This window comes from Novosphingobium sp. HNCC26BN242 (assembly GCF_057180525.1).
In genome coordinates, this window is sequence record NZ_JBXUGM010000003.1 from 528,874 (window position 1) to 550,359 (window position 21,486).

A 21,486-nucleotide genomic window follows, 5' to 3' on the forward strand; every position below is an offset into this window, starting at 1 on the left:
CTGCAGCTGTTGCCCCAACCCTGATCACAGGCTTGCCAACGAGCGTACTGGTGACAGGCGCGGCGGTTTTGGGGGCGGTGATCGGCAGTTTTCTGGGCGCGGTCCTGTCCCGAATGCCCGAAGGCCGGTCGGTGGTGCACGGGCGGTCAGCCTGCGATGGCTGTGCCAAGGCGCTGACGGTGATCGAACTTGTGCCGCTGCTTTCCTGGGCCGTGCAAAGGGGCAAGTGCCGTGCCTGTGGGGCCAGCATCGGGGCAGAGCAACTGCTGTGCGAACTGGGCGGCGCAGCCATTGGTGCAGGGGCAGTGCTGTTTGCGCGCGAGGGGCTGGTTCTGGCCGCGATGGTGCTGGGCTGGCAATTGCTGTTGTTGGCGCTGCTCGATCTGAAGCACTTGTGGTTGCCGCGCAGCCTGACCGCTTGGCTGGCGGCAACGGGCGTGTTGGTAGTGTTGGCGCAATTCTGGTCCGTGCGGGACATCGCAGGTCTTATCAGCGCAGCGTTGGGGGGGCTGCTGGGCTTTGGCATGCTCTGGCTGATAGCCCGGGTCTACTTGAAGGCGCGGGGGCGCGAAGGCATGGGCGCGGGCGACCCGCCCTTGCTGGGTGCAATCGGCATCTGGGTGGGCTCGCTTGGCGTGGTTGAGGTGATGCTGGGGGCCAGCATTCTTGGCATCATTGCGGCTATTGTCATGCTTGTCAGCAAGCGTAAGGTCGACGCCGAAACGGCGCTGCCGCTGGGGACCTGTCTTGCCGCTACGGCATGGCCGATCTTCTTGCTGCAAGGGCTGGGATGAACGATTCGGGGGAGCGAGCGATGTTCAAGGAAACCGGGCGCGACGAGATGTTGACCGCGCTGAACCTGCAGCGGGAGGCGTTTACGGCGGCCCGCCCGGAAGCGCTGTCTGTCCGCCATGACCGGCTTGAGAGCTGCGCGCGGATGCTGCTGGACCATGGTGAGGAATTTGCCCGCGCAATGAGCGCCGACTTTGGCCACCGCAGCCACGAACAATCGATGCTGACCGACGTGATGCCCGCCATCAGCCTGATCCGCTATTCGCAGAAGCGGATGAAGCGGTGGAGCAAGCCCGAAAAGCGGCATGTCAACTTTCCGCTGAACCTGCTGGGGGCAAGGGCGGAAGTTCGTTATGAACCCAAGGGCGTGATTGGAGTGGTGGCACCGTGGAATTTCCCGGTGGGCCTGACGATGGGGCCGCTGGCGCAGGCTTTTGCCGCCGGAAACCGTGCGATGCTGAAACCCAGCGAGTTTACCGAGCGTACGTCGGAACTGATGGCGCAGCTTTTTCCAAAGTTTTTCGGGCCGGAGGAGGTTGTCGTGGTGCTCGGCGGGCCGCAGACGGGGCAGGATTTCTGCGCGCTGCCGTTTGACCATCTGCTATTCACCGGGGCGACGTCTATCGGAAAGCATGTGCTGCATGCAGCGGCGGACAATCTGGTGCCGGTGACGCTGGAACTGGGCGGCAAATCCCCGACGATCATGGGGCGCAGCGCCAATGTGGAGCGTGCGGCTGAACGAATCGCGCTGGGCAAGATGATGAATGCGGGGCAAATCTGCCTTGCGCCCGATTACATGCTGGTGCCCGAAGATATGGAGCATCAGGCGATTGGTGCGGTGCAGGCCAGTGTGGCGCAGATGTATCCGACACTGCTGGCCAATGACGACTATACATCGGTCATCAATCGCCGCCATTTTGACCGGCTGACCGGCCTGGTGGACGATGCCGTGGCGAAGGGCGCGGAAGCCATCGTCGTCAATCCCGGCAACGAGAATTTTGCAGGATCGAACGGCAACAAGATGCCGCTGACGATCCTGCGCAATGTGAACGACGACATGAAAGTGATGCAGGACGAGATTTTCGGACCGATCCTGCCGGTGAAGACCTATCGCGGGATCGATCAGGCCATCGACTATATCAATGCGCATGATCGTCCGTTGGGGCTCTATTACTTCGGCGAGGATGCCGCCGAGCGCGAGACGGTGCTGGGGCGGACAATTTCGGGCGGGGTGACGGTCAACGATGTTATTTTTCATGTCTCGGCCGATGACCTGCCGTTTGGCGGCATCGGACCTTCGGGCATGGGCAGTTACCACGGCGTCGAAGGGTTCCGCTCGTTCAGCCATGCGCGGGCGGTCTATAGCCAGCCCAAGATTGGGCTTGCGAAGATTGCCGGGCTGATGCCGCCTTATGGCGCGGCGACGGCGCGCACGCTGAAGATGCAGATCAAGTAGCTTAGGCTCCTTGAATCATGTTGAGCCTCGTTTTGCGCATCTTGTGAAAAGGGGTTTCGCGCAGAGGGCACAGAGATCGCAGAGATGAAGTGCAAGGGCCAAAGGCGATTGTTCCCAATTACCTTGGGTCAGCCGCCACGTTCTTTTGAGGCGGCAGCGCCGCTGCTTCACCCTTCTTCGCGATCTTTGCGGCCTCTGCGCGAAATGCGTTCTGTGCTTAGGCCTGGCAACGAGCTCACGGCGGCAGGGACTGTAGGTTAGGCATACGAATTATAATGGCCAGTTCGAGGGTACGCATTCACCCCAAAGGGGGAAAAGTGCCGTCAATAGCGGCTTGGTTGCAGCGCACACCACTTGCGCGAACGATCTGTCGGGACTAGGGCGCAGGCGAACAACGCAGCTAAGCGAGTCAGCCCTTTGGTCGATCTGTCTCAATACCTGCCGATCCTGATCTTTCTTGGGATCGCCTTGGCACTTTCTTCGGCATTTGTGTTTCTCCCGATGGGCATTTCGCGCCTGACGGGGGCCCACAATCCGAATGCAGAGAAGCTGAGCGAGTACGAATGCGGGTTTCCCGCATTTGAAGACCCGCGCAGCCAGTTCGACGTGCGGTTTTACCTTGTGGCGATCCTGTTCATCATCTTCGATCTGGAAGCCGCGTTCCTGTTTCCCTGGGCGGTAAGCCTGGGTGAGACGGGCTGGGCCGGGTGGACCACGATGATGATCTTCCTCGCTGAACTGGTGATCGGCTTTATCTACGCCTGGAAAAAGGGCGCGCTGGACTGGGAATGAGCAACATGGCCACTTCTTCGCCCGTCAATCTTGGCGTAGGCGCAAACGCCGGCGCGGTTACCGCACCCGATCAGGCCTTTTTTGAAAGCCTTAATGCCGAAGTCAGCGACAAGGGCTTCCTTGTTACCAGCACCGAGGACCTGTTCCAGTGGGCGCGTACCGGATCGCTGTGGTGGATGACCTTCGGCCTTGCCTGTTGTGCGGTCGAAATGATCCACGTGAACATGCCGCGCTATGACATGGAGCGCTTTGGCGTTGCCCCGCGCGCTTCCCCGCGCCAGTCGGACGTGATGATCGTGGCCGGCACGCTGTGCAACAAGATGGCCCCGGCGCTGCGCAAGGTCTATGACCAGATGTCGGACCCCAAATACGTGATCTCGATGGGGTCATGTGCCAACGGTGGCGGCTATTATCACTACAGCTATAGCGTCGTGCGCGGGTGTGACCGCATCGTGCCGGTGGACATCTATGTTCCCGGTTGCCCGCCCACTGCCGAGGCGCTGCTTTATGGTGTAATGCAGTTGCAGCGGAAGATCCGCCGCGTGGGGACTATCGAGCGATGATCCTTCGACAAGCTCAGGATGAGCGGATCTTTGGGTATGCGACAAATCAGACTCCGCTCAGGCTGAGCCTGTCGAAGCCCGCCAGCAACATGGGGTTCGGCGCATGACAGTTCTCCACTCCGCTCCGCGCTGGACATCGAACGACGGCGTGCTTGCTGCGCTGGTTGCTGCGCTGGGCGATATGGTCGTGGCTTCGAAGGAAGAGCATGGCGAAATCGTTCTGTCGGTGGCGCGTGATCGCGTTGAGGATGCGCTGCGTCTGTTGCGCGATGAGCATGAATACCAGCAGTTGATGGATATTGCGGGCGTTGATTACCCGCAGCGGGCAGAACGTTTCGACGTGTGCTACTGCCTGCTTTCGGTAACGCGGAACCATCGGATCGTGGTGAAAGCCACTACGGACGAGGTTGCTCCGGTGCCAACCGTGACCACGCTGTGGCCCAACGCCGGTTGGTATGAGCGTGAAGTTTACGACATGTTCGGCGTGCTGTTTGCGGGCAATCCCGATCTGCGGCGCATTCTGACCGACTACGGTTTTCAGGGGCATCCGTTCCGCAAGGACTTCCCGCTGACCGGCTATGTCGAACTGCGCTATTCCGAAGAGGACAAGCGCGTGGTTTATGAGCCGGTGCAATTGGCGCAGGATCTGCGGCAGTTCGATTTCATGAGTCCGTGGGAAGGTGCGGATTACGTGCTGCCGGGCGATGAGAAGGCAACGCCGTCTTCAGCGACTGGGACACCCAAGACCACAGAAAAGCCTTCCGACACCGGCGCTGGCGAGAAGGCCAATGCTGAGGCTGCCAAGGCCACGCCGCCTGTAGATTCAGCGAAGGATGCTCCCGCCGCGCCTGCGCCGACGGATTCCCGCCCGGATGACAAAACCGATGGAGACGGCGCATGAGCCTCTCGCTTGAACAATCGCCCACCACTGGCGATGAAGTCATCAGCAACTACACGATCAACTTCGGGCCACAGCACCCGGCGGCGCACGGCGTGTTGCGCATGGTCATGGAGCTCGACGGCGAGATCATCGAGCGGATCGATCCGCATGTCGGCCTGCTGCATCGCGGCACTGAAAAGCTGATCGAGCACAAGACTTATCTGCAGGCGCTGCCGTACTTCGACCGGCTGGACTACTGCTCGCCGCTGGCGATGGAGCACACTTATGTGCTGGCCGTGGAAAAGCTGCTGAACATTGAGGTTCCGCTGCGGGCGCAGTATCTGCGCGTGCTATTTGCCGAACTGACGCGCATCTGCAATCACATGCTGAACCTCGGCAGCCACGTGATGGACGTTGGCGCGATGACGCCGAACCTGTGGATGTTCGAAGTGCGCGAGGACTGCCTCAACTTCTTCGAACGCGCGAGCGGGGCGCGCATGCATGCGGCGTGGTTCCGCCCCGGAGGCGTGCATCAGGACGTGCCGCTCAAGCTTTTGGCCGATATCGCTGACTGGATCGACACGCGCCTGCACCCGCTGTTCAACGACGCGATGAGCCTCGTGGTCGACAACCGCATCTTCAAGCAGCGCAATGTCGATATCGGTGTGGTGTCGAAGGAAGATGCGCTGCGCTGGGGCTTCTCGGGCCCGATGATCCGCGGGTCGGGCATCGCGTGGGATCTGCGCAAGAGCCAGCCTTACGATGTGTACGACCGCATGGACTTTGCCGTTCCCGTCGGCACCAGCGGCGATTGCTATGACCGTTTCATGGTCCGCGTGGAAGAAGTGCGCCAATCGGCCCGCATCATTCAGCAGTGCATTGCGCAAATGCCCGAAGGCCCGATTGCCAGCACCGACCGCAAGGTCGTGCCGCCCAAGCGCGCCGAGATGAAGCAGTCGATGGAAGCGCTGATCCATCACTTCAAGCTCTACACCGAAGGCTTCCACGTTCCGGCGGGCGAAGTCTATGTCGCCACCGAAAGCCCCAAGGGCGAATTCGGCGTCTATCTGGTGTCGGACGGCAGCAACAAGCCGTACCGCTGCAAGATCCGCCCGACCGCGTTCTCGCACCTCCAGGCGATGGATTTCATGTCCGTCGGCCACATGCTGCCCGACGTGACTGCCATCATCGGCGCCATCGACGTGGTGTTCGGGGAGTGTGACCGGTGAGCCATCTCGAAACAGCCAAGTCCATGATCGCCGCCTACAATGCGCAGGACGTGGATACCTACGTCTCGTACATGACCGACGACGCCTGCGAGGCGAATTATCGCGGGGATGTGGTGCGTGAGGGCAAGGAGGGCACGCGCTCGGGACTCGCCGCTGCATTTGCGCGCTGGCCGCAGAACCATGCCGAGATCGTCGAGGCGCAGGCCATCAGCAACTACGTGTTGATGCGCGAACATGTGACGCGTGGGCCGGCGACCGATGGTTCGGCGCTGGTGGAGCCGTTCGACGTGATCGCAGTCTATTCTTTCGAGGGCGACAAGTGCTCTCGGGTGGAGTTCATTCGCTAATGGCCGACCGCTTTTTCGAACCCGACAGCCCCGAATTGCGCGCCCGCTGGGGCGGCTTTGCGTGGACTGCCGAAAATGCCGAACAGGCCAAGGTAATTGTCGCGCGCTATCCGGCGGGGCGTCAGCGTTCGGCGGTTATGCCGCTGCTCGATCTGGCGCAGCGTCAGGTTGGCGCGGAAGAGAACACGCAAGGCTGGCTGCCGATTCCGGTGATGGAATACGTCGCAAAATACCTCGACATGCCGGTGATCCGCGTGGTCGAGGTGGCGACGTTCTATACCATGTACAACATCGCGCCGATTGGCCGCTTTCACGTCCAGGTTTGCGGCACCACGCCGTGCATGCTGCGTGGATCGGACGACATCATGGCCGCCTGCAAGGGCAAGGGCCTGAAGAAGGGCCACACCACGCCCGACGGTCTGTTCACGCTGACCGAGGTCGAATGCATGGGCAACTGCGCCTCGGCCCCGATGGTCCAGATCAACGATGACAACTACGAAGACCTGACCGCCGCCGACATGGAACTCATCCTTGACGAACTGGCCGCGGGCAAGCAGCCGAAGACCGGCACGCAGCTTCCGGGCCGGCATACGGTTGAACCGGCGGGCGCGCTCAGCAACCTGACGGCGATGGTTGACGCCAATCACGATTATCGGGGGGAGTGGTAAGCCATGAACCTTGTGCAACAAAATCCGTTCGTGTCGAGCGAAGTCGAGACACTGTGCGCGCGGCTTCTCGACTTCGCTCGAAGCGAACGGGGAGGGTTTGATCTGTGAGCCTTCAAGACAAAGACCGCATTTTCACCAACGTCTACGGCTTCCAGCCGTGGAACCTGAAAGCTGCGCAGGCACGGGGCGATTGGGACAATACCAAGGCGCTGATGGAGCGCGGGCAGGATGCGATCATCGATGAGATGAAGGCGTCGGGCCTGCGCGGGCGTGGCGGTGCGGGCTTCCCTACCGGCATGAAATGGTCGTTCATGCCCAAGGAAAGCAAGGACGGCCGTCCCAGCTTCTTGGTGATCAATGCCGACGAATCCGAGCCGGGTTCGTGCAAGGACCGCGAAATCATCCGCCACGATCCGCACAAGCTGATCGAAGGCGCGCTGGTTGCGGGCTATGCGATGCGCGCGCGCGCGGCCTACATCTACATTCGCGGTGAATATATCCGCGAGGCCGAAACGCTGTTTGCCGCCGTGCAAGAAGCCTATGACGCCGGCCTGATCGGCAAGAACGCCTGCGGTTCAGGCTACGATTTTGACGTCTTCGTCCATCGCGGCGCGGGCGCTTACATCTGCGGTGAAGAAACCGCGATGATCGAAAGCCTTGAAGGCAAGAAGGGCCAGCCCCGCCTCAAGCCGCCGTTCCCGGCGGGCGCAGGCCTCTATGGCTGTCCGACCACCGTGAACAACGTCGAGAGCATCGCTGTTGCGCCAACGATCCTGCGGCGCGGCGCGTCGTGGTTCTCCTCGTTCGGGCGTGAAAACAACAAGGGCACCAAGCTCTTCCAGATCAGCGGGCACGTAAACCGGCCCTGCGTGGTCGAAGAAGAGATGAGCATCCCGTTCAGCGAACTGATCGAAAAGCACTGCGGCGGCATTCGCGGCGGGCGTGACAATTTGCTGGCGGTGATCCCCGGTGGATCGTCGGTGCCGCTGGTGCCCGCGTCCGAAATCTGGGACGCGCCGATGGACTTCGACGGCCTCAAAGCGGTCGGCTCAGGCCTCGGCACTGCTGCGGTGATCGTCATGGACAAGTCCACCGACATCGTCCGCGCGATTGCCCGCCTGTCGTACTTCTACAAGCACGAATCCTGCGGCCAGTGCACGCCTTGCCGCGAAGGCACGGGCTGGATGTGGCGCGTGATGGAACGCCTGCGCACCGGCGATGCCGACGTCAGCGAAATCGACATGCTTCACAACGTGACCAAGCAGGTCGAAGGCCACACGATCTGCGCGCTGGGTGATGCGGCCGCATGGCCGATCCAGGGCCTGATCAAGCACTTCCGCCCGGAGATCGAACGCCGGATTGCCGAGAACGTGCGGGAGGCGGCGGAGTGAAAACCATCGCCACCGTCGCCCCGGCGCACGCCGGGGCTGGGCTTTTCTTTGGCAGCCTCCTGTCACCCCACAGCGGGGGAAAAGGCAGCCAAGCCCCGGATCAAGTCCGGGGCGACGATGATCTTTTCGAGGGGCTATTGAATGCCTAAAGTCAAAGTCGATGGCGTAGAGCTCGAAGTCCCGGCAGGCGCGACTGTCCTGCAGGCGTGCGAGTTGGCCGGTAAGGAAATCCCGCGCTTCTGTTATCATGAGCGGCTGAGCATTGCGGGCAATTGCCGCATGTGTCTGGTCGAAGTGAAGCCGGGGCCGCCAAAGCCTCAGGCGTCGTGCGCGCTCCCCGCCACTGAAGGGCAGGAAATCCGCACGGATTCCGAGATGGTCAAGAAGGCGCGCGAAGGGGTGATGGAGTTTCTCCTGATCAACCACCCGCTCGATTGCCCGATTTGCGATCAGGGCGGCGAGTGCGATCTGCAGGACCAGTCGGTTGCCTATGGGCGCGGTGCTTCTCGTTATGACGAGAGCAAGCGCGCGGTGACCGAAAAGTACATGGGGCCGCTCATCAAGACGACGATGACGCGCTGCATCCACTGTACTCGCTGCGTGCGGTTCAGCGAGGAAGTGGCGGGCGTGGACGAAATCGGCGCGTTTTATCGCGGCGAGACGATGCAGATTTCCACTTATCTGGAAAAGGCTGCGGCGCACGAGCTTTCGGCCAATGTGATCGATCTTTGCCCGGTCGGCGCACTGACTTCGCGTCCTTATGCGTTTGAAGCGCGTCCGTGGGAGCTGAAGAAGACGCTGTCGATCGACGTTTCGGACGCGATCGGATCGAACATCCGGCTCGACAGCCGTGGCCGTGAAGTGCTGCGCGCTCTGCCCCGCGTGAACGACGACGTGAACGAGGAATGGCTGTCTGACCGTGCGCGCTACATGGTCGATGGCCTGACGCGCCGCCGTCTGGACAAGCCGTGGCTGCGCCGTGATGGCAAGCTGGTTGCGGCCACGTGGGCCGAGGCATTTGCGGCTGTGGCGAAGATCAATCCAGGTTCGTCGGTGGCGGTTGTCGCTGGCGATCTGGTGGATTGTGAGACGATGTTTGCGGCCAAGAAGCTGGCTGGGGCGTTGGGTTCCACGTCGCTGGAAGGCCGCCAGACTGGTTTGGCTTACGATACGTCGAACATGGCGGCGGTGAACTTCAACACGACGCTGGCCGGGATCGAGGATGCGGATGCGGTCCTGATCGTCGGGTCGATGATCCGCGATGAAGCGCCGCTGCTCAACACCCGCATCCGCAAGGCGGTGAAGAAGGGCGCGAAGGTCTTTATCGTCGGCCCGCAGTGGGACCCGACGTATCCTGCCACGTTCATCGGCGAGGATGCCGGTGTCATGGGCAATCTGCCTGATGCGGTAACAGACGTGTTCGGCAAGGCTGAACGTCCGGCGATTATTGTGGGCGGGGCTGGGCTGGCTAAGGGTGGTCTGGAAGCGGGCCTTGCCTTTGCTGAGCAGTTCAATCTCGTTCGTGAGGGCTGGAACGGCTTCAACGTGGTCCACATGGCCGCAAGCCGCATGGGCGGGCTGATGCTGGGCTATGCGCAGAAGGGTGGCCTTGCCGATCTGGTTGCTGCTTCGCCGAAGATGGTGATTTCGCTGGGCGCAGACGAGGTGGACTTCACCAAGTTTGCTGACAGCATGATCGTCCACATCGGCCATCATGGTGACAAGGCGGCACACGCTGCCGATGTGATCCTGCCTGCCGCTGCGTTCAGCGAAAAGGACGGCACTTACGTCAACACCGAAGGCCGCGTGCAGTATGCCGAAAAGGCCGTGTTCGCGCCGGGCGATGCCCGCGAGGACTGGACGATCCTGCGCGCGATGGCCGATGCGCTGGGCGTTTCGGTCGGCTTTGACAGCTTTGAGCAGCTTCGCGCGGCGATGGTTGCGGAGGTTCCCGCGCTGGGCGTGGAAGGGCTGGCTGATTATGGCGCGCTTCCGGCGGCTCCTTCGGGCGCAAAGGCTGAAGGCGTGATTGCGGGCTATCCGATCAAGGATCGCTACCTGACCAATGCGATTGCACGCTCCAGCCCCACTTTGCAGCGCTGTTCGGCGGAACTGCTCCACGGTGAAAGCTTTGCGGAGGCCGCGGAATGATGACGAATAACACCTTCGTCATTGCGAGCGTAGCGAAGCAATCCAGTGCGCCACACTGTTCGGCTCTGGATTGCCGTGCGGCTTTGCCGCTCGCAATGACGAATGAAGGGGTCGCATTGTGACAGAATTCTTCATGGGTCTTGGCCTCTCGTATGAGATGGCCTGGGGTATTGCCACCGTCTGCGGAATCCTGCTGATCGCGTTCCCGCTGATGCTGGGCGTGGCCATGATCATTTATGCCGACCGCAAGATCTGGGCGGCTATGGCGCTGCGCAAGGGGCCGAACGTGGTCGGGCCGCTGGGCCTGCTGCAGTCGTTCGCCGATGGTCTGAAGGTGTTCCTGCAGGAAACCATCATTCCGTCCGCCGCGAACAAGGGCCTGTTCCTGATCGCGCCGATCATCACGTTCACCGTCGCGCTGATGGCCTGGGCGGTGATCCCGTTCAATTCGGGCGCGATCTTAGCCGATATCAATGTTGGCCTGCTCTACGTGCTCGCGATTTCATCGCTGGGCGTGTACGGGGTGGTGATCGCGGGCTGGTCTTCGAACTCGAAGTACCCGTTTTTCTCGGCCATGCGCGCTTCGGCGCAGATGATTTCCTATGAAGTTTCAATCGGGTTCATCCTGATCTGTGTGGTGCTGTGGGCGGGGTCGTTCAACCTGAATGACATCGTGCAGGCGCAGAAAGGCCACGTGTTCGGCATCGTCAACGGCTTCGTCGCGAACCCGCTGCTTTTCCCGATGTGGGTGATGTTCCTGATCTCAGGGATGGCCGAAACCGCACGCGCACCGTTTGACCTTACCGAGGCGGAATCAGAGCTCGTCGCCGGTTACCAGACCGAATATTCGTCGATGGCCTTCGCGCTCTACTGGCTGGGCGAATATGCCAACGTGCTGTTGATGTGCGCGCTGAACGCCGTGCTATTCTGGGGCGGTTACCTGCCGCCGCTCGACATTCCGGTGCTCTATCTCGTGCCTGGCTTCGTCTGGCTTCTGCTCAAGATCCTGTTCTTCTTCTTCATCTTCAGCTGGGTAAAGGCGACCGTCCCGCGCTATCGCTATGACCAGCTGATGCGCCTTGGCTGGAAGATCTTCCTGCCCACCTCGCTGCTGTTCGTGGTTCTCGTCAGCGGCTACCTTATGGCTACCGGACACTTCGCATGAGCGTTGCCCAGATCATCAAGAGCTTCACGCTCTGGGAATTCCTGAAGGCGCATTGGCTGACCTTGAAGTATCTCTTCAAGCCCAAGGCGACGATCAACTACCCGTTCGAGAAGAACCCGCTTTCCCCGCGCTTCCGTGGTGAACATGCGCTGCGCCGTTATCCCAACGGCGAGGAGCGCTGCATCGCGTGCAAGCTGTGCGAGGCGGTGTGTCCGGCGCAGGCGATCACCATCGAAGCCGAACCACGTGACGACGGCAGCCGCCGCACCACGCGCTATGACATCGACATGACCAAGTGCATCTTCTGCGGCTTCTGTCAAGAAGCCTGCCCGGTTGATGCCATCGTCGAGGGACCGAACTTCGAATACGCGACCGAAACGCGCGAGGAGCTGCTTTACGACAAGGCCAAGCTGCTCGCGAACGGGGACAAGTGGGAGCGGGCGATTGCCGCGAACCTTGAAGCCGATGCGCCGTATCGCTAGGGGCCGCCCCAAATGGATTTAACCTCATGATCCAGGTATTCGCCTTCTATCTGTTCGCCACGCTCTGCATCTTCAGCGGTGCGGTGACGATCCTTGCGCGCAATCCAGTGCATTCGGTGCTCTGGCTGATCCTCGCGTTCTTCAACGCTGCCGGCCTGATGGTGCTGGTGGGCGCGGAGTTCATCGCGATGCTGCTGGTCATCGTCTATGTCGGCGCGGTTGCGGTGCTGTTCCTGTTCGTGGTGATGATGCTCGACATCGACTTTGCCGAACTGCGCGCCGGGTTCGTGAAGAACTTCCCGCTGGGCATTGCGCTGGCGGTGGTGCTGTTTGTTGAGCTGTTTGTCGGCCTTGTGGTGCATGGCGCGGGTGGGGTTGAGCTGGGCATTGCCAGCGGAACCGCCACGCAAGCGGCGGATATGTCAAACACGCAGGCGATCGGTGCGCTGCTTTACACGCGCTACCTGTTCCTGTTCGAAGCGGCGGGCATCATCCTGCTAGTTGCCATGATCGGCGCCATCGTGCTGACGCACCGTGAGCGCAGCGGCACGCGCGGCCAGAACGTTGCCAAGCAGAACGCGCGTCGTCCGCAGGACGCAACGATCAACATGCAGCCGGAAAGCGGCAAGGGAGTTGTGCTGTGACGAGCGGGTTCACACCACAGCCGCTCATCCTGAGCCTGTCGAAGGATGGATGCGCAACACTCGCGTGCGGGCTTCGACAAGCTCAGCCTGAGCGGGGTTTGGGTTTAAACACGGGGTCGAGTGAATGATCGGCATTGAACACTATCTGGTCGTCAGCTCGATCCTGTTCGTGCTGGGCGTGCTTGGGATTTTCCTCAACCGGAAGAACGTGATCATCATTCTGATGGCGATCGAACTCATCCTGCTGTCGGTGAACATCAACTTCGTCGCGTTCAGCGCGTTTCTGAACGATCTGGTCGGGCAGGTATTTGCGATGTTCGTGCTGACGGTGGCGGCGGGCGAGGCTGCGATTGGCCTCGCTATTCTTGTCATCTATTTCCGTGGTCGCGGCACGATTGCCGTTGACGACGTCAACCGGATGAAGGGCTGAGTTGGGGCAATGTCTTCCATCCTGATTATCGTTTTCCTGCCGCTGCTGGCAGCAATCGTCGCCGGGCTTGGTAACAAGCGCATGGGCGCCGTACCCGCAAAGGTCATTACGACCGGGGCACTGTTCATTTCCTGCGCGCTGTCATGGCCGATCTTCCTGTCGTTCCTTGGCGGCCATGCCGAAGCCAGCGTCACGCCGGTGCTGCAGTGGGTCAAGTCGGGTTCGCTCGACTTTGACTGGGCGCTCGGGGTCGACACGCTGACCGCGGTCATGCTGGTTGTTATCACCAGCGTCTCGGCGCTCGTCCACCTGTACTCTTGGGGGTACATGAGCGAGGAGCCGGATCAGCCGCGCTTCTTCGCCTATCTCTCGCTGTTCACTTTCGCCATGCTCATGCTGGTGACTGCCGACAACCTCGTGCAGATGTTCTTCGGGTGGGAAGGCGTTGGCCTTGCCTCGTACCTTCTGATCGGTTTCTGGTTCAAGAAGCCAAGCGCGAACGCCGCCGCGATGAAGGCGTTCGTGGTCAACCGCGTGGGTGACCTTGGCTTCATGATGGGCATTTTCGGGACGTTTCTGGTATTCGGCACCGTATCGATCCCAGCCATCCTCGAAGCCGCGCCGGGAATGGCCGGATCGACCATCGGCTTTCTTGGTGGCCGGTTCGATACGATGACCGTGCTGTGCATCCTGCTGTTTATCGGCGCGATGGGCAAATCGGCACAGCTTGGGCTGCACACCTGGTTGCCAGACGCGATGGAAGGCCCGACCCCGGTTTCGGCCCTTATCCATGCCGCGACGATGGTGACCGCCGGTGTGTTCATGGTCTGCCGCCTGTCGCCGATGTTTGAAGTGAGCCCCACGGCGCTGGCCATGGTGACTTTCGTGGGCGCGATGACCTGCATCTTTGCGGCGACCGTTGGCACGACGCAGACCGATATCAAGCGCGTGATCGCCTATTCGACCTGTTCGCAGCTGGGCTACATGTTCTTTGCAGCAGGCGTGGGCGCTTATGGCGCCTCGATGTTCCACCTGTTCACGCACGCGTTCTTCAAGGCGCTGCTGTTCCTTGGCGCAGGCTCGGTGATCCACGCGATGCACCACGAGCAGGACATGCGGTACTACGGCGGTCTGCGGAAGAGCATCCCGCTGACCTATTGGGCGATGATGATGGGCACGCTGGCCATCACCGGCGTCGGTGTCGTCGATGTGTTCGGCTTTGCAGGCTTCTATTCGAAGGATGCCATCCTTGAAGCTGCCTATGCCAAGGGCACCGAGCTTGGCTATTTCGCGTTCTTCATGGGCATTTTCGCCGCGCTGCTGACCAGTTTCTATTCGTGGCGTCTGGTGTTCCTGACGTTCCACGGCAAGCCGCGCTGGGAGCAGTCCGAGCATATCCAGCATGCGGTTCATGACGTGCATGGCCATGACGACCATGCCCATAACGATGACCACGCCCATGCTCATCATCACGACGAGCACAGCGACGGCACGGCAGGCTATCACCCGCACGAAAGCCCGCTGAACATGCTCATTCCGCTGGGCGTGCTGTCGGTCGGCGCAGTGCTGGCAGGCTTTGTCTTCCACCATTCGTTTATCAGCGAAGGCACGGGCGAATTCTGGAAGGGATCGCTGGTGTTTGCCGAACACACGATCCATGCGATGCATGAAGTGCCAACGTGGGTGAAGTGGGCACCGTTTGGCGTGATGCTGACCGGTCTGGTGATCGCGTGGTATGCCTATATCAAGAACACCCGCTTCCCCGCCGCGTTCGTTGAGCAGTTCGGGTTCCTGCACAAGTTCCTGCTGAACAAGTGGTATTTCGACGAGCTCTATCACTTCGTGTTCATCGTTCCGGCGATGTGGCTGGGCCGCGTGTTCTGGAAGGTGGTTGATCAGGGTGTGATTGACCGGTTCGGCCCGAACGGGGCTGCATCGATCGTGGCTCTGGGCAGCCGCGCCGCCGTCAAGCTCCAGTCGGGGTATCTTTATAGCTATGCGCTGGTCATGCTAGTCGGCCTTGTCGGCGCGATCAGCTGGGTGATCGCACAATGAACGGGTTTCCGATCCTCTCGGCCATGCTGCTGGTGCCGCTGCTTGGCGCTGTGGCCTGCCTTGTCATGCCACGCGAACAGGCGCGCTCTGTTGCGCTGGTTGCCACGCTGATTGACTTTGTTCTCGGGGTAATCCTCTGGGCGAATTATGATATCGGTGGCGCACAGTGGCAGTTTACCGAAAGCGCCGCGCTGTTTGCAGGCTTCTCGTGGAAGCTGGGCATTGATGGCATCGCGCTGCTGCTGATTGCGCTGACCGTGTTCCTGATGCCGATTTGCATCGGGGCCAGCTGGACATCGATCGACAAGCGCGAGGGTGAATATTACGCGGCGTTTCTGGCGATGGAAACGCTGATGATCGGCGTGTTTGCGGCGCAGGATATCTTCCTGTTCTACATCATGTTCGAAGCCGGCCTGATCCCGATGTACCTGATCATCGGCGTGTGGGGCGGGGCGGACCGCATCTATGCCAGCTACAAGTTCTTCCTCTACACGCTGCTCGGCTCGGTGCTGATGCTGATCGCGATGTTCTGGATGGTGAACGAGGCAGGCACGACCGACATTCCGACACTGATGGCCTACAACTTCCCGTCGCAGGCGCAGACCTGGCTGTGGCTTGCTTTCTTTGCGAGCTTTGCGGTTAAAATGCCGATGTGGCCGGTCCACACCTGGCTGCCCGATGCCCACGTTCAGGCACCCACCGGCGGTTCGGTGATCCTTGCTGGCGTGTTGCTGAAGATGGGCGGCTACGGCTTCATTCGCTTCTCGCTGCCGATGTTCCCGGAAGCGTCTGCGCAGTTCGCGCCGCTGGTGTTCTTCATGTCTATGGCGGCTGTCGTCATCACCTCGCTGATCGCGCTGGTGCAGACCGACATGAAGAAGTTGATTGCCTACTCCTCGGTCGCGCACATGGCGATTGTTACGGTTGGCTTGTTCGCTTTCAACCAGCAAGGCCTTGAAGGTTCGATGCTGATCATGCTCAGCCACGGTTTGGTGGCGGGCGCATTGTTCCTCAGCGTTGGCGTGATCTACGACCGACTGCACACGCGCGAGATTGCGCGTTACGGCGGCTTGTCGATCAACATGCCATACTATGCGGTGTTCTTCCTGCTATTCACGATGGCCTCCATCGGTCTGCCGGGAACGAGCGGTTTCGTCGGAGAATTCCTTTCGCTGCTGGGCATTTACCAGATTTCAAGCTGGGTGGCGCTGGTCTGCACCACCGGGATCATTCTGGGCGCGGCCTATATGCTCTACCTCTATCGCCGCGTGGCCTATGGCGAGCAGAAGAACGCCGACGCTGCTGCGATGCCCGATCTCGACAAGCGCGAGTGGGCGATGATGATCCCGCTGGCTGCCGTGGTACTGTGGATGGGGGTATACCCCGAAAGCTTCATCGCTCCGATGCGCAAGGACATTGCCGCGCTTGACGCGCGCCTTGCACAGGCCAAGCCCAAGGGCGATGCCCAACCGACTGCTGGCCAAGGAACTTCTGGAAAGTCGATGGCTATCAAACATGAAGCCGCGCACGGGGAGACACACTGATGGACTTCGCCCGTTCGCTGGCGCTGACTGCGCCTGAAATTCTGCTGTCCGTATCGGGCCTTGTGCTGCTGATGGTGGCTGCCTGGGGTGGCGACAAGGCATCGCGCCTGATCTCGATTGCAGCCGTGGCCGTGCTGACGGCATGTGCGTTCCTGACAGCGCCGACGCTGTGGGGACAGGCGATGGGGGCTGAGGGTTCGGCCTTTGGCGGGCAGCACCGGGCCGATGCCTTCGCAGCCTTTGCCAAGCTGCTGATCTATGCCAGCGCGGGCGTGACGCTGATCATCGCGCAGCCGTTCTTCGACAAGGCCAAGGCGATGCGCGCGGAATTCCCGCTGCTCGTGCTGTTTGCCTCGCTCGGCATGGGCATGATGGTCTCGGCAGGTGATCTGCTGGCGCTCTACATCGGTCTGGAATTGAACAGCCTTGCCTCCTATGTGCTGGCATCATCGCTGCGCAATAACGAGCGTTCGGCGGAATCGGGCCTCAAGTACTTTGTGCTCGGTTCGCTGGCATCGGGCATCCTGCTGTTCGGCATGAGCCTGACCTATGGCTTTACCGGCACCACCAGCTTTGCCGGGATCAACGCGGCGCTTTCGGGCGGACTGCCAATGGGGGCGACCTTTGGCCTGATCTTCATGTTGGCAGGGCTTGCCTTCAAGATCAGCGCCGCGCCGTTCCACATGTGGACGCCCGACGTTTATGAAGGCGCGCCGACGCCGGTGACCACGTTCTTTGCTACGGCGTCGAAAGTATCGGCGCTCGGCCTGCTGATGCGCGTGGCGTTCGAGGCGTTTGGGAACCAGACGCAGGCGTGGCAGCAGGTTGTGATCTTCATGTCGCTGCTGTCGATCGTGATCGGTGCGCTGGGCGCAATTGGCCAGAACAACATCAAGCGCCTGATGGCCTACTCATCGATCAACAACGTCGGCTTCATCCTGATCGGCCTTGCCACGGCGACCCGTGCAGGGGCCTCGGCGATGCTGGTCTATATCGCGATCTATGTGGCGATGTCGGTGGCGGGCTTTGTGGCCGTGCTGCTGCTCCGCGATGAAAATGGCGAGCAGGTTGAGGCGATTTCGGATCTGGCGGGGCTTTCCAAGACGCGTCCGTGGATTGCGTTGGCGATGGCCTCGGTCATGTTCAGCCTTGCGGGCATTCCGCCGCTGTTCGGCTTCTGGGGCAAGTTCGTGGTGTTCCAAGCAGCCGTTCAGGCAGACATGATCGCGCTGGCGGCCATCGGCATCGCGGCTTCGGTGATCGGCGCGTTCTATTACCTCAAGGTCGTGAAGGTCATGTATTTTGACGAGGCGGCTGATGTGGTGAAGGGCAAGGGCGAAATGTCGCACACCGTGCTGCTAGTGCTTTCCTCCTTGGCCATATCGCCGCTCGGCTATTTTGGCACCAAGTGCCTGGGCACTTTGGCGGACTATGCCGCCGCTGCGCTGTTCCCGGTCGGTTGAGCTGTTGATCGAAACGCAGGCGGAAATCCCTTCTACCAATGGCGCGCTGCTGGCGCGCCTTGGCGGGGGGGAGCATGTGCCTGAGGGCCACTGGCTGGTCGCCGACCGTCAAAGCGCGGGGCGCGGACGAGCGGGGCGCATCTGGTCGGACGGTTATGGCAATTTCATGGGGTCGACTGTGGTGCGTCTGCGCGCCCAAGATACTTTGCCGCAGACGCTCGCATTGGTGGCGGGGCTTGCTGCGCATGAAAGCGTGATGGCGCTGGCCCCGCAGTTGCAGGATTTGCGGCTGAAATGGCCGAATGATCTGCTGGTGGGAGAGGCCAAGCTGGCGGGTATCCTGCTGGAACGGCAGGGTGAGGCCGTGGTTGTGGGCATTGGTGTGAACCTTGCGCAGGCACCGGAAGTGGCGGATCGTGCTACGGCTTGCCTTGCTGCTCTGGGCTTTTCCGTGGAACGAAATGCTTTTGCCGCTGAGCTTGCTGCGCGGTTTCGTGATGCGGTAGATCGGTGGCACTATGGCGAATGGCCGCTGCTTCGCCAGCAATGGGTGGCGCGGGCCTTGCCCACAGGGACACTGGTTTCGGTCAAGGATCGGGAGCAGGGCACGATCATCGGCGCGTTTGCGGGTATTGATGACGATGGCGTTGCCCTTCTGCGCTTGGCGGATGGCGCAGTCCGTGCCATCCACGCTGGCGACATAGATATGGTGGGTTCTCATGCTTCTGGCGGTTGATGTCGGCAATACCAACATCGTCTTCGCCCTGTTTCAGGGCCGCGCGATCAAATCGCGCTGGCGCGTGGCGACCGATCCGCGCCGCACGGCGGACGAATATGCGGTGTGGCTGCTGCAATTGATGCAGTTGCAGGGCTTCGATCCCAAGTCGGTCGAGCAGATCCTGATCTCTACCGTTGTGCCGCGTGCGCTGCACAATCTGACGGTTCTGTCGCAGAAGTATTTCAAGCTGGACCCGCTGATTGCGGGGCAGGCCCCGGTCGAATGGGGTTTCGAAGCCGACATCGATGACCCGCGCTCACTGGGCGCTGACCGTGCGGTCAATGCGATTGCGGCGCATGCCCGCTATCCCGGTGATCTGATCGTGGTCGATTTCGGCACGGCGACCACGTTTGACGCGATCGATTTCAACGGGGCCTATAAGGGCGGGATCATTGCGCCGGGAATCAACCTGTCCTTGGATGCGCTGGTCAATGCCGCGGCCAAGCTGCCGCGCATCGCCATCGAAGCGCCCACGAACAGCAAAAGCGTAATCGGGCGCAATACCGAGGACCAGATGCACATCGGCGTGTTCTGGGGCTATGTGGCCATGATGGAAGGCCTGATTGCGCGGATGCGCGCGGAGATTGGCCGTCCTGCCAAAGTTGTTGCTACTGGTGGGTTGGCCGTGCTGTTTGGCGACCATACCGATATTTTTGACCATGTGGACACCGATCTGACGCTCGATGGCCTCGCAATTCTAGCAGACCGGGTAGCAAATTCGTGAAATCACCTAAAGAACTACTGTTTATCGCGCTCGGTGGATCGGGCGAAATCGGGATGAACGTCAATCTCTATTGCTGTGACGGCAAGTGGTTGATGGTGGATCTCGGCATGACCTTTGCCGACCCGCACTACCCCGGCATCGACCTCGTGTTCGCCGATCTGGATTTCATCGAACAGCGGCTTGATGATCTGGTGGGCGTGGTGCTGACGCACGCGCACGAGGATCATATTGGCGCCGTGCCGTACTTCGCGCAGGATCTGGGCGTGCCGCTCTACGCCACGCCGTTTACCGCCAAGCTGGTGCATGAAAAGCTGGTTGAGGCGGGGATCGAGAAGGAGATCGAACTCAACGTCATCGATCATCTGGACCGGTTCGAACTGGGACCGTTCGGCATCCGCTATGTGCCGCTGGCGCACTCGATTGCCGAGGGCAACGCGCTGCTGATCGATACGCCGCATGGCAAAATTTTCCACACCGGCGACTGGAAGCTGGACGACGAGCCGCGCATCGGCACGCCCGCGACCGAGGAAGAGCTGACCGCGATTGGCGACGAAGGCATCCTGGCGCTCGTGTGCGATTCCACAAATGTGTTCAATCCGAAGCCTTCGGGGTCCGAAGGCGAAGTGCGGGCCGGGTTGATGGAAGCGGTGGCTGCGCAGAAGGGGCGGCGGGTGGTCGTTACTACCTTTGCCTCCAACGTGGCGCGGCTGCAGACGCTGGGCGAAGTGGCCGATGCAACCGGGCGGCGGCTGTGTGTGGCAGGGCGTTCGCTCGACCGGATCATCCGCGTGGCCAAATCGTGCGGCTATCTGAAGGGCTTCCCCGAACTGGTCCACATGGACGATGCGATGGACATTCCGCGCGGCGAACTGCTGGTGCTTGCCACGGGTGGGCAGGGCGAGCCGCGCGCGGCCTTGGCGCGCATCGCCGGAGAGCAGCATCCGATCCGGCTTGAGCGCGGCGATGTTGTGCTGTTTTCCAGCCGCCAGATTCCGGGCAACGAACTGGCCATCGGACGTATTCAGAATTCGTTGGTGGACAAAGGCGTGAAGTTGGTCACCGACAAGCAATCGATGATCCACGTGTCCGGGCATCCGGGGCGGCCCGAACTGGTGGCACTCTATGACTGGATCAGGCCGGAAATTCTGGTGCCGGTACATGGCGAAATCCGCCATATGTCCGAGCAGGCGCAACTGGGGCTGGATGAGGGTATTCCCAAGGCGATCCTGCAGAAGAACGGCGATCTGATCCGCCTTGCGCCCAATGGCCCGAAGAAGCTTTCGGAAGAGCGTGCCGGGCGGCTCGTGCTGGATGGCGATATCATTGCGCCTGCCGATGGCGAAGGCGTGGTGGCGCGGCGCAAGCTTTCGCAGAACGGGCTGATCACCGCAGCGCTGGCGGTGCGGCGCGATGGTATGCTGGCATCGGAAGTGGAGATTGCCGCAATCGGCATCCCGCTGGACGAGGACATGGAAGCCTTCGTGGCCGAGGCCAAAGTCGAAGTGGCCGAAACGCTGCGCAATCTGAAGGGGGATCGCAAGCGTGACCGGGTGGCTGTGGCCGAAGCCGTGCGGCTTTCCGTGCGGCGCACCGGGCAGCGCTGGTCGGGCAAGAAGCCGGTCGTGCAGGTCATGCTGCGGGAAAGCTGAGACGGCAGATGAAGATCACTTCGATCATCGCGATTTATGGCCTGTTCTGGGTTATGTCGGCGTTCTTCGTGCTGCCATTTGGCGTGCGTACGCATGAGGAACTGGGCGCGCCGAAAGTGCCGGGCCAAGCCGACAGTGCGCCGGGCAATTTCAGCCCGCGCCGCATCGTCAAGCGCGCGACGATACTTTCGACCCTGCTGTTTGCGTTCTATTACCTGAATTACGTGAATGGCTGGATCACGGTCGCCGATCTCGATATCACGACTTACCTTTCGCACTGAAA

Annotated in this window: 21 protein-coding genes; all 21 read left to right on the plus strand. The window is 61.0% G+C overall.

Annotation, left to right across the window (positions count from 1 at the left end):
• Window positions 1–32 precede the first annotated feature (32 nt).
• The 21 genes from AC2A1F_RS14565 (at window position 33) to AC2A1F_RS14665 (ending at window position 21,484) form a co-directional block, all read left to right on the plus strand.
• Complete coding sequence (locus tag AC2A1F_RS14565) at window positions 33–794, plus strand: prepilin peptidase (protein WP_484209482.1); 762 nt, start codon at window positions 33–35, stop codon at window positions 792–794.
• Between the two features lie 20 nt (window positions 795–814).
• Complete coding sequence (locus AC2A1F_RS14570) at window positions 815–2,248, plus strand: coniferyl aldehyde dehydrogenase (protein ID WP_484209605.1); 1,434 nt, start codon at window positions 815–817, stop codon at window positions 2,246–2,248.
• A gap of 417 nt (window positions 2,249–2,665) precedes the next feature.
• Window positions 2,666–3,040 carry an NADH-quinone oxidoreductase subunit A gene (locus AC2A1F_RS14575; RefSeq protein WP_292631812.1) on the plus strand — a complete coding sequence of 125 codons (375 nt, stop codon included), beginning with the start codon at window positions 2,666–2,668 and terminating at the stop codon, window positions 3,038–3,040.
• A complete protein-coding gene (locus tag AC2A1F_RS14580) occupies window positions 3,037–3,603 on the plus strand; it encodes a NuoB/complex I 20 kDa subunit family protein (RefSeq protein WP_484209483.1) in 567 nt (188 codons plus the stop codon). The genes AC2A1F_RS14575 and AC2A1F_RS14580 overlap by 4 nt, the downstream gene beginning before the upstream one ends.
• A gap of 103 nt (window positions 3,604–3,706) precedes the next feature.
• The gene (locus AC2A1F_RS14585) at window positions 3,707–4,504 is read left to right on the plus strand and encodes an NADH-quinone oxidoreductase subunit C (protein ID WP_484209484.1); all 798 of its coding nucleotides are present in this window, start codon (window positions 3,707–3,709) and stop codon (window positions 4,502–4,504) included.
• On the plus strand, window positions 4,501–5,712 hold the full coding sequence (locus AC2A1F_RS14590) for an NADH-quinone oxidoreductase subunit D (RefSeq protein ID WP_484209485.1): 1,212 nt from the start codon (window positions 4,501–4,503) through the stop codon (window positions 5,710–5,712). Before AC2A1F_RS14585 ends, AC2A1F_RS14590 begins: the two co-directional genes overlap by 4 nt.
• Complete coding sequence (locus AC2A1F_RS14595) at window positions 5,709–6,059, plus strand: nuclear transport factor 2 family protein (protein WP_484209486.1); 351 nt, start codon at window positions 5,709–5,711, stop codon at window positions 6,057–6,059. Before AC2A1F_RS14590 ends, AC2A1F_RS14595 begins: the two co-directional genes overlap by 4 nt.
• Window positions 6,059–6,727: a complex I 24 kDa subunit family protein gene (locus AC2A1F_RS14600; protein ID WP_484209487.1), complete on the plus strand. Its 669-nt coding sequence runs from the start codon at window positions 6,059–6,061 to the stop codon at window positions 6,725–6,727. Before AC2A1F_RS14595 ends, AC2A1F_RS14600 begins: the two co-directional genes overlap by 1 nt.
• A 104-nt stretch (window positions 6,728–6,831) precedes the next feature.
• Window positions 6,832–8,118, plus strand: a complete 1,287-nt coding sequence (gene nuoF / locus AC2A1F_RS14605) for an NADH-quinone oxidoreductase subunit NuoF (protein ID WP_484209488.1) — start codon at window positions 6,832–6,834, stop codon at window positions 8,116–8,118.
• A gap of 141 nt (window positions 8,119–8,259) precedes the next feature.
• Window positions 8,260–10,269 carry an NADH-quinone oxidoreductase subunit NuoG gene (gene nuoG / locus AC2A1F_RS14610; protein ID WP_484209489.1) on the plus strand — a complete coding sequence of 670 codons (2,010 nt, stop codon included), beginning with the start codon at window positions 8,260–8,262 and terminating at the stop codon, window positions 10,267–10,269.
• Between the two features lie 118 nt (window positions 10,270–10,387).
• Entirely contained in the window at window positions 10,388–11,434 is a 1,047-nt protein-coding gene (gene nuoH / locus AC2A1F_RS14615) for an NADH-quinone oxidoreductase subunit NuoH (protein ID WP_484209490.1), read from the plus strand.
• Window positions 11,431–11,916: an NADH-quinone oxidoreductase subunit NuoI gene (nuoI, locus tag AC2A1F_RS14620; RefSeq protein WP_484209491.1), complete on the plus strand. Its 486-nt coding sequence runs from the start codon at window positions 11,431–11,433 to the stop codon at window positions 11,914–11,916. Before nuoH ends, nuoI begins: the two co-directional genes overlap by 4 nt.
• 26 nt (window positions 11,917–11,942) lie before the next feature.
• Complete coding sequence (locus AC2A1F_RS14625; RefSeq protein WP_484209492.1) at window positions 11,943–12,560, plus strand: NADH-quinone oxidoreductase subunit J; 618 nt, start codon at window positions 11,943–11,945, stop codon at window positions 12,558–12,560.
• Window positions 12,561–12,684: 124 nt separating this feature from the next.
• The gene (gene nuoK, locus AC2A1F_RS14630) at window positions 12,685–12,990 is read left to right on the plus strand and encodes an NADH-quinone oxidoreductase subunit NuoK (protein WP_231469318.1); all 306 of its coding nucleotides are present in this window, start codon (window positions 12,685–12,687) and stop codon (window positions 12,988–12,990) included.
• Between the two features lie 9 nt (window positions 12,991–12,999).
• Window positions 13,000–15,045, plus strand: a complete 2,046-nt coding sequence (gene nuoL, locus AC2A1F_RS14635) for an NADH-quinone oxidoreductase subunit L (RefSeq protein ID WP_484209493.1) — start codon at window positions 13,000–13,002, stop codon at window positions 15,043–15,045.
• Window positions 15,042–16,589 carry an NADH-quinone oxidoreductase subunit M gene (locus tag AC2A1F_RS14640; RefSeq protein ID WP_484209494.1) on the plus strand — a complete coding sequence of 516 codons (1,548 nt, stop codon included), beginning with the start codon at window positions 15,042–15,044 and terminating at the stop codon, window positions 16,587–16,589. The genes nuoL and AC2A1F_RS14640 overlap by 4 nt, the downstream gene beginning before the upstream one ends.
• Window positions 16,589–18,052: an NADH-quinone oxidoreductase subunit NuoN gene (nuoN, locus tag AC2A1F_RS14645; RefSeq protein WP_484209495.1), complete on the plus strand. Its 1,464-nt coding sequence runs from the start codon at window positions 16,589–16,591 to the stop codon at window positions 18,050–18,052. The genes AC2A1F_RS14640 and nuoN overlap by 1 nt, the downstream gene beginning before the upstream one ends.
• 4 nt (window positions 18,053–18,056) lie before the next feature.
• Window positions 18,057–18,788 (plus strand): biotin--[acetyl-CoA-carboxylase] ligase, encoded by a 732-nt coding sequence (locus tag AC2A1F_RS14650; RefSeq protein ID WP_484209496.1) that lies wholly within the window; start codon window positions 18,057–18,059, stop codon window positions 18,786–18,788.
• Window positions 18,772–19,554 carry a type III pantothenate kinase gene (locus tag AC2A1F_RS14655; RefSeq protein ID WP_484209497.1) on the plus strand — a complete coding sequence of 261 codons (783 nt, stop codon included), beginning with the start codon at window positions 18,772–18,774 and terminating at the stop codon, window positions 19,552–19,554. Before AC2A1F_RS14650 ends, AC2A1F_RS14655 begins: the two co-directional genes overlap by 17 nt.
• Window positions 19,555–19,607: 53 nt before the next feature.
• A complete protein-coding gene (locus AC2A1F_RS14660) occupies window positions 19,608–21,203 on the plus strand; it encodes a ribonuclease J (protein WP_484209606.1) in 1,596 nt (531 codons plus the stop codon).
• Between the two features lie 8 nt (window positions 21,204–21,211).
• On the plus strand, window positions 21,212–21,484 hold the full coding sequence (locus AC2A1F_RS14665; protein ID WP_484209498.1) for a DUF1467 family protein: 273 nt from the start codon (window positions 21,212–21,214) through the stop codon (window positions 21,482–21,484).
• Window positions 21,485–21,486 lie beyond the last annotated feature (2 nt).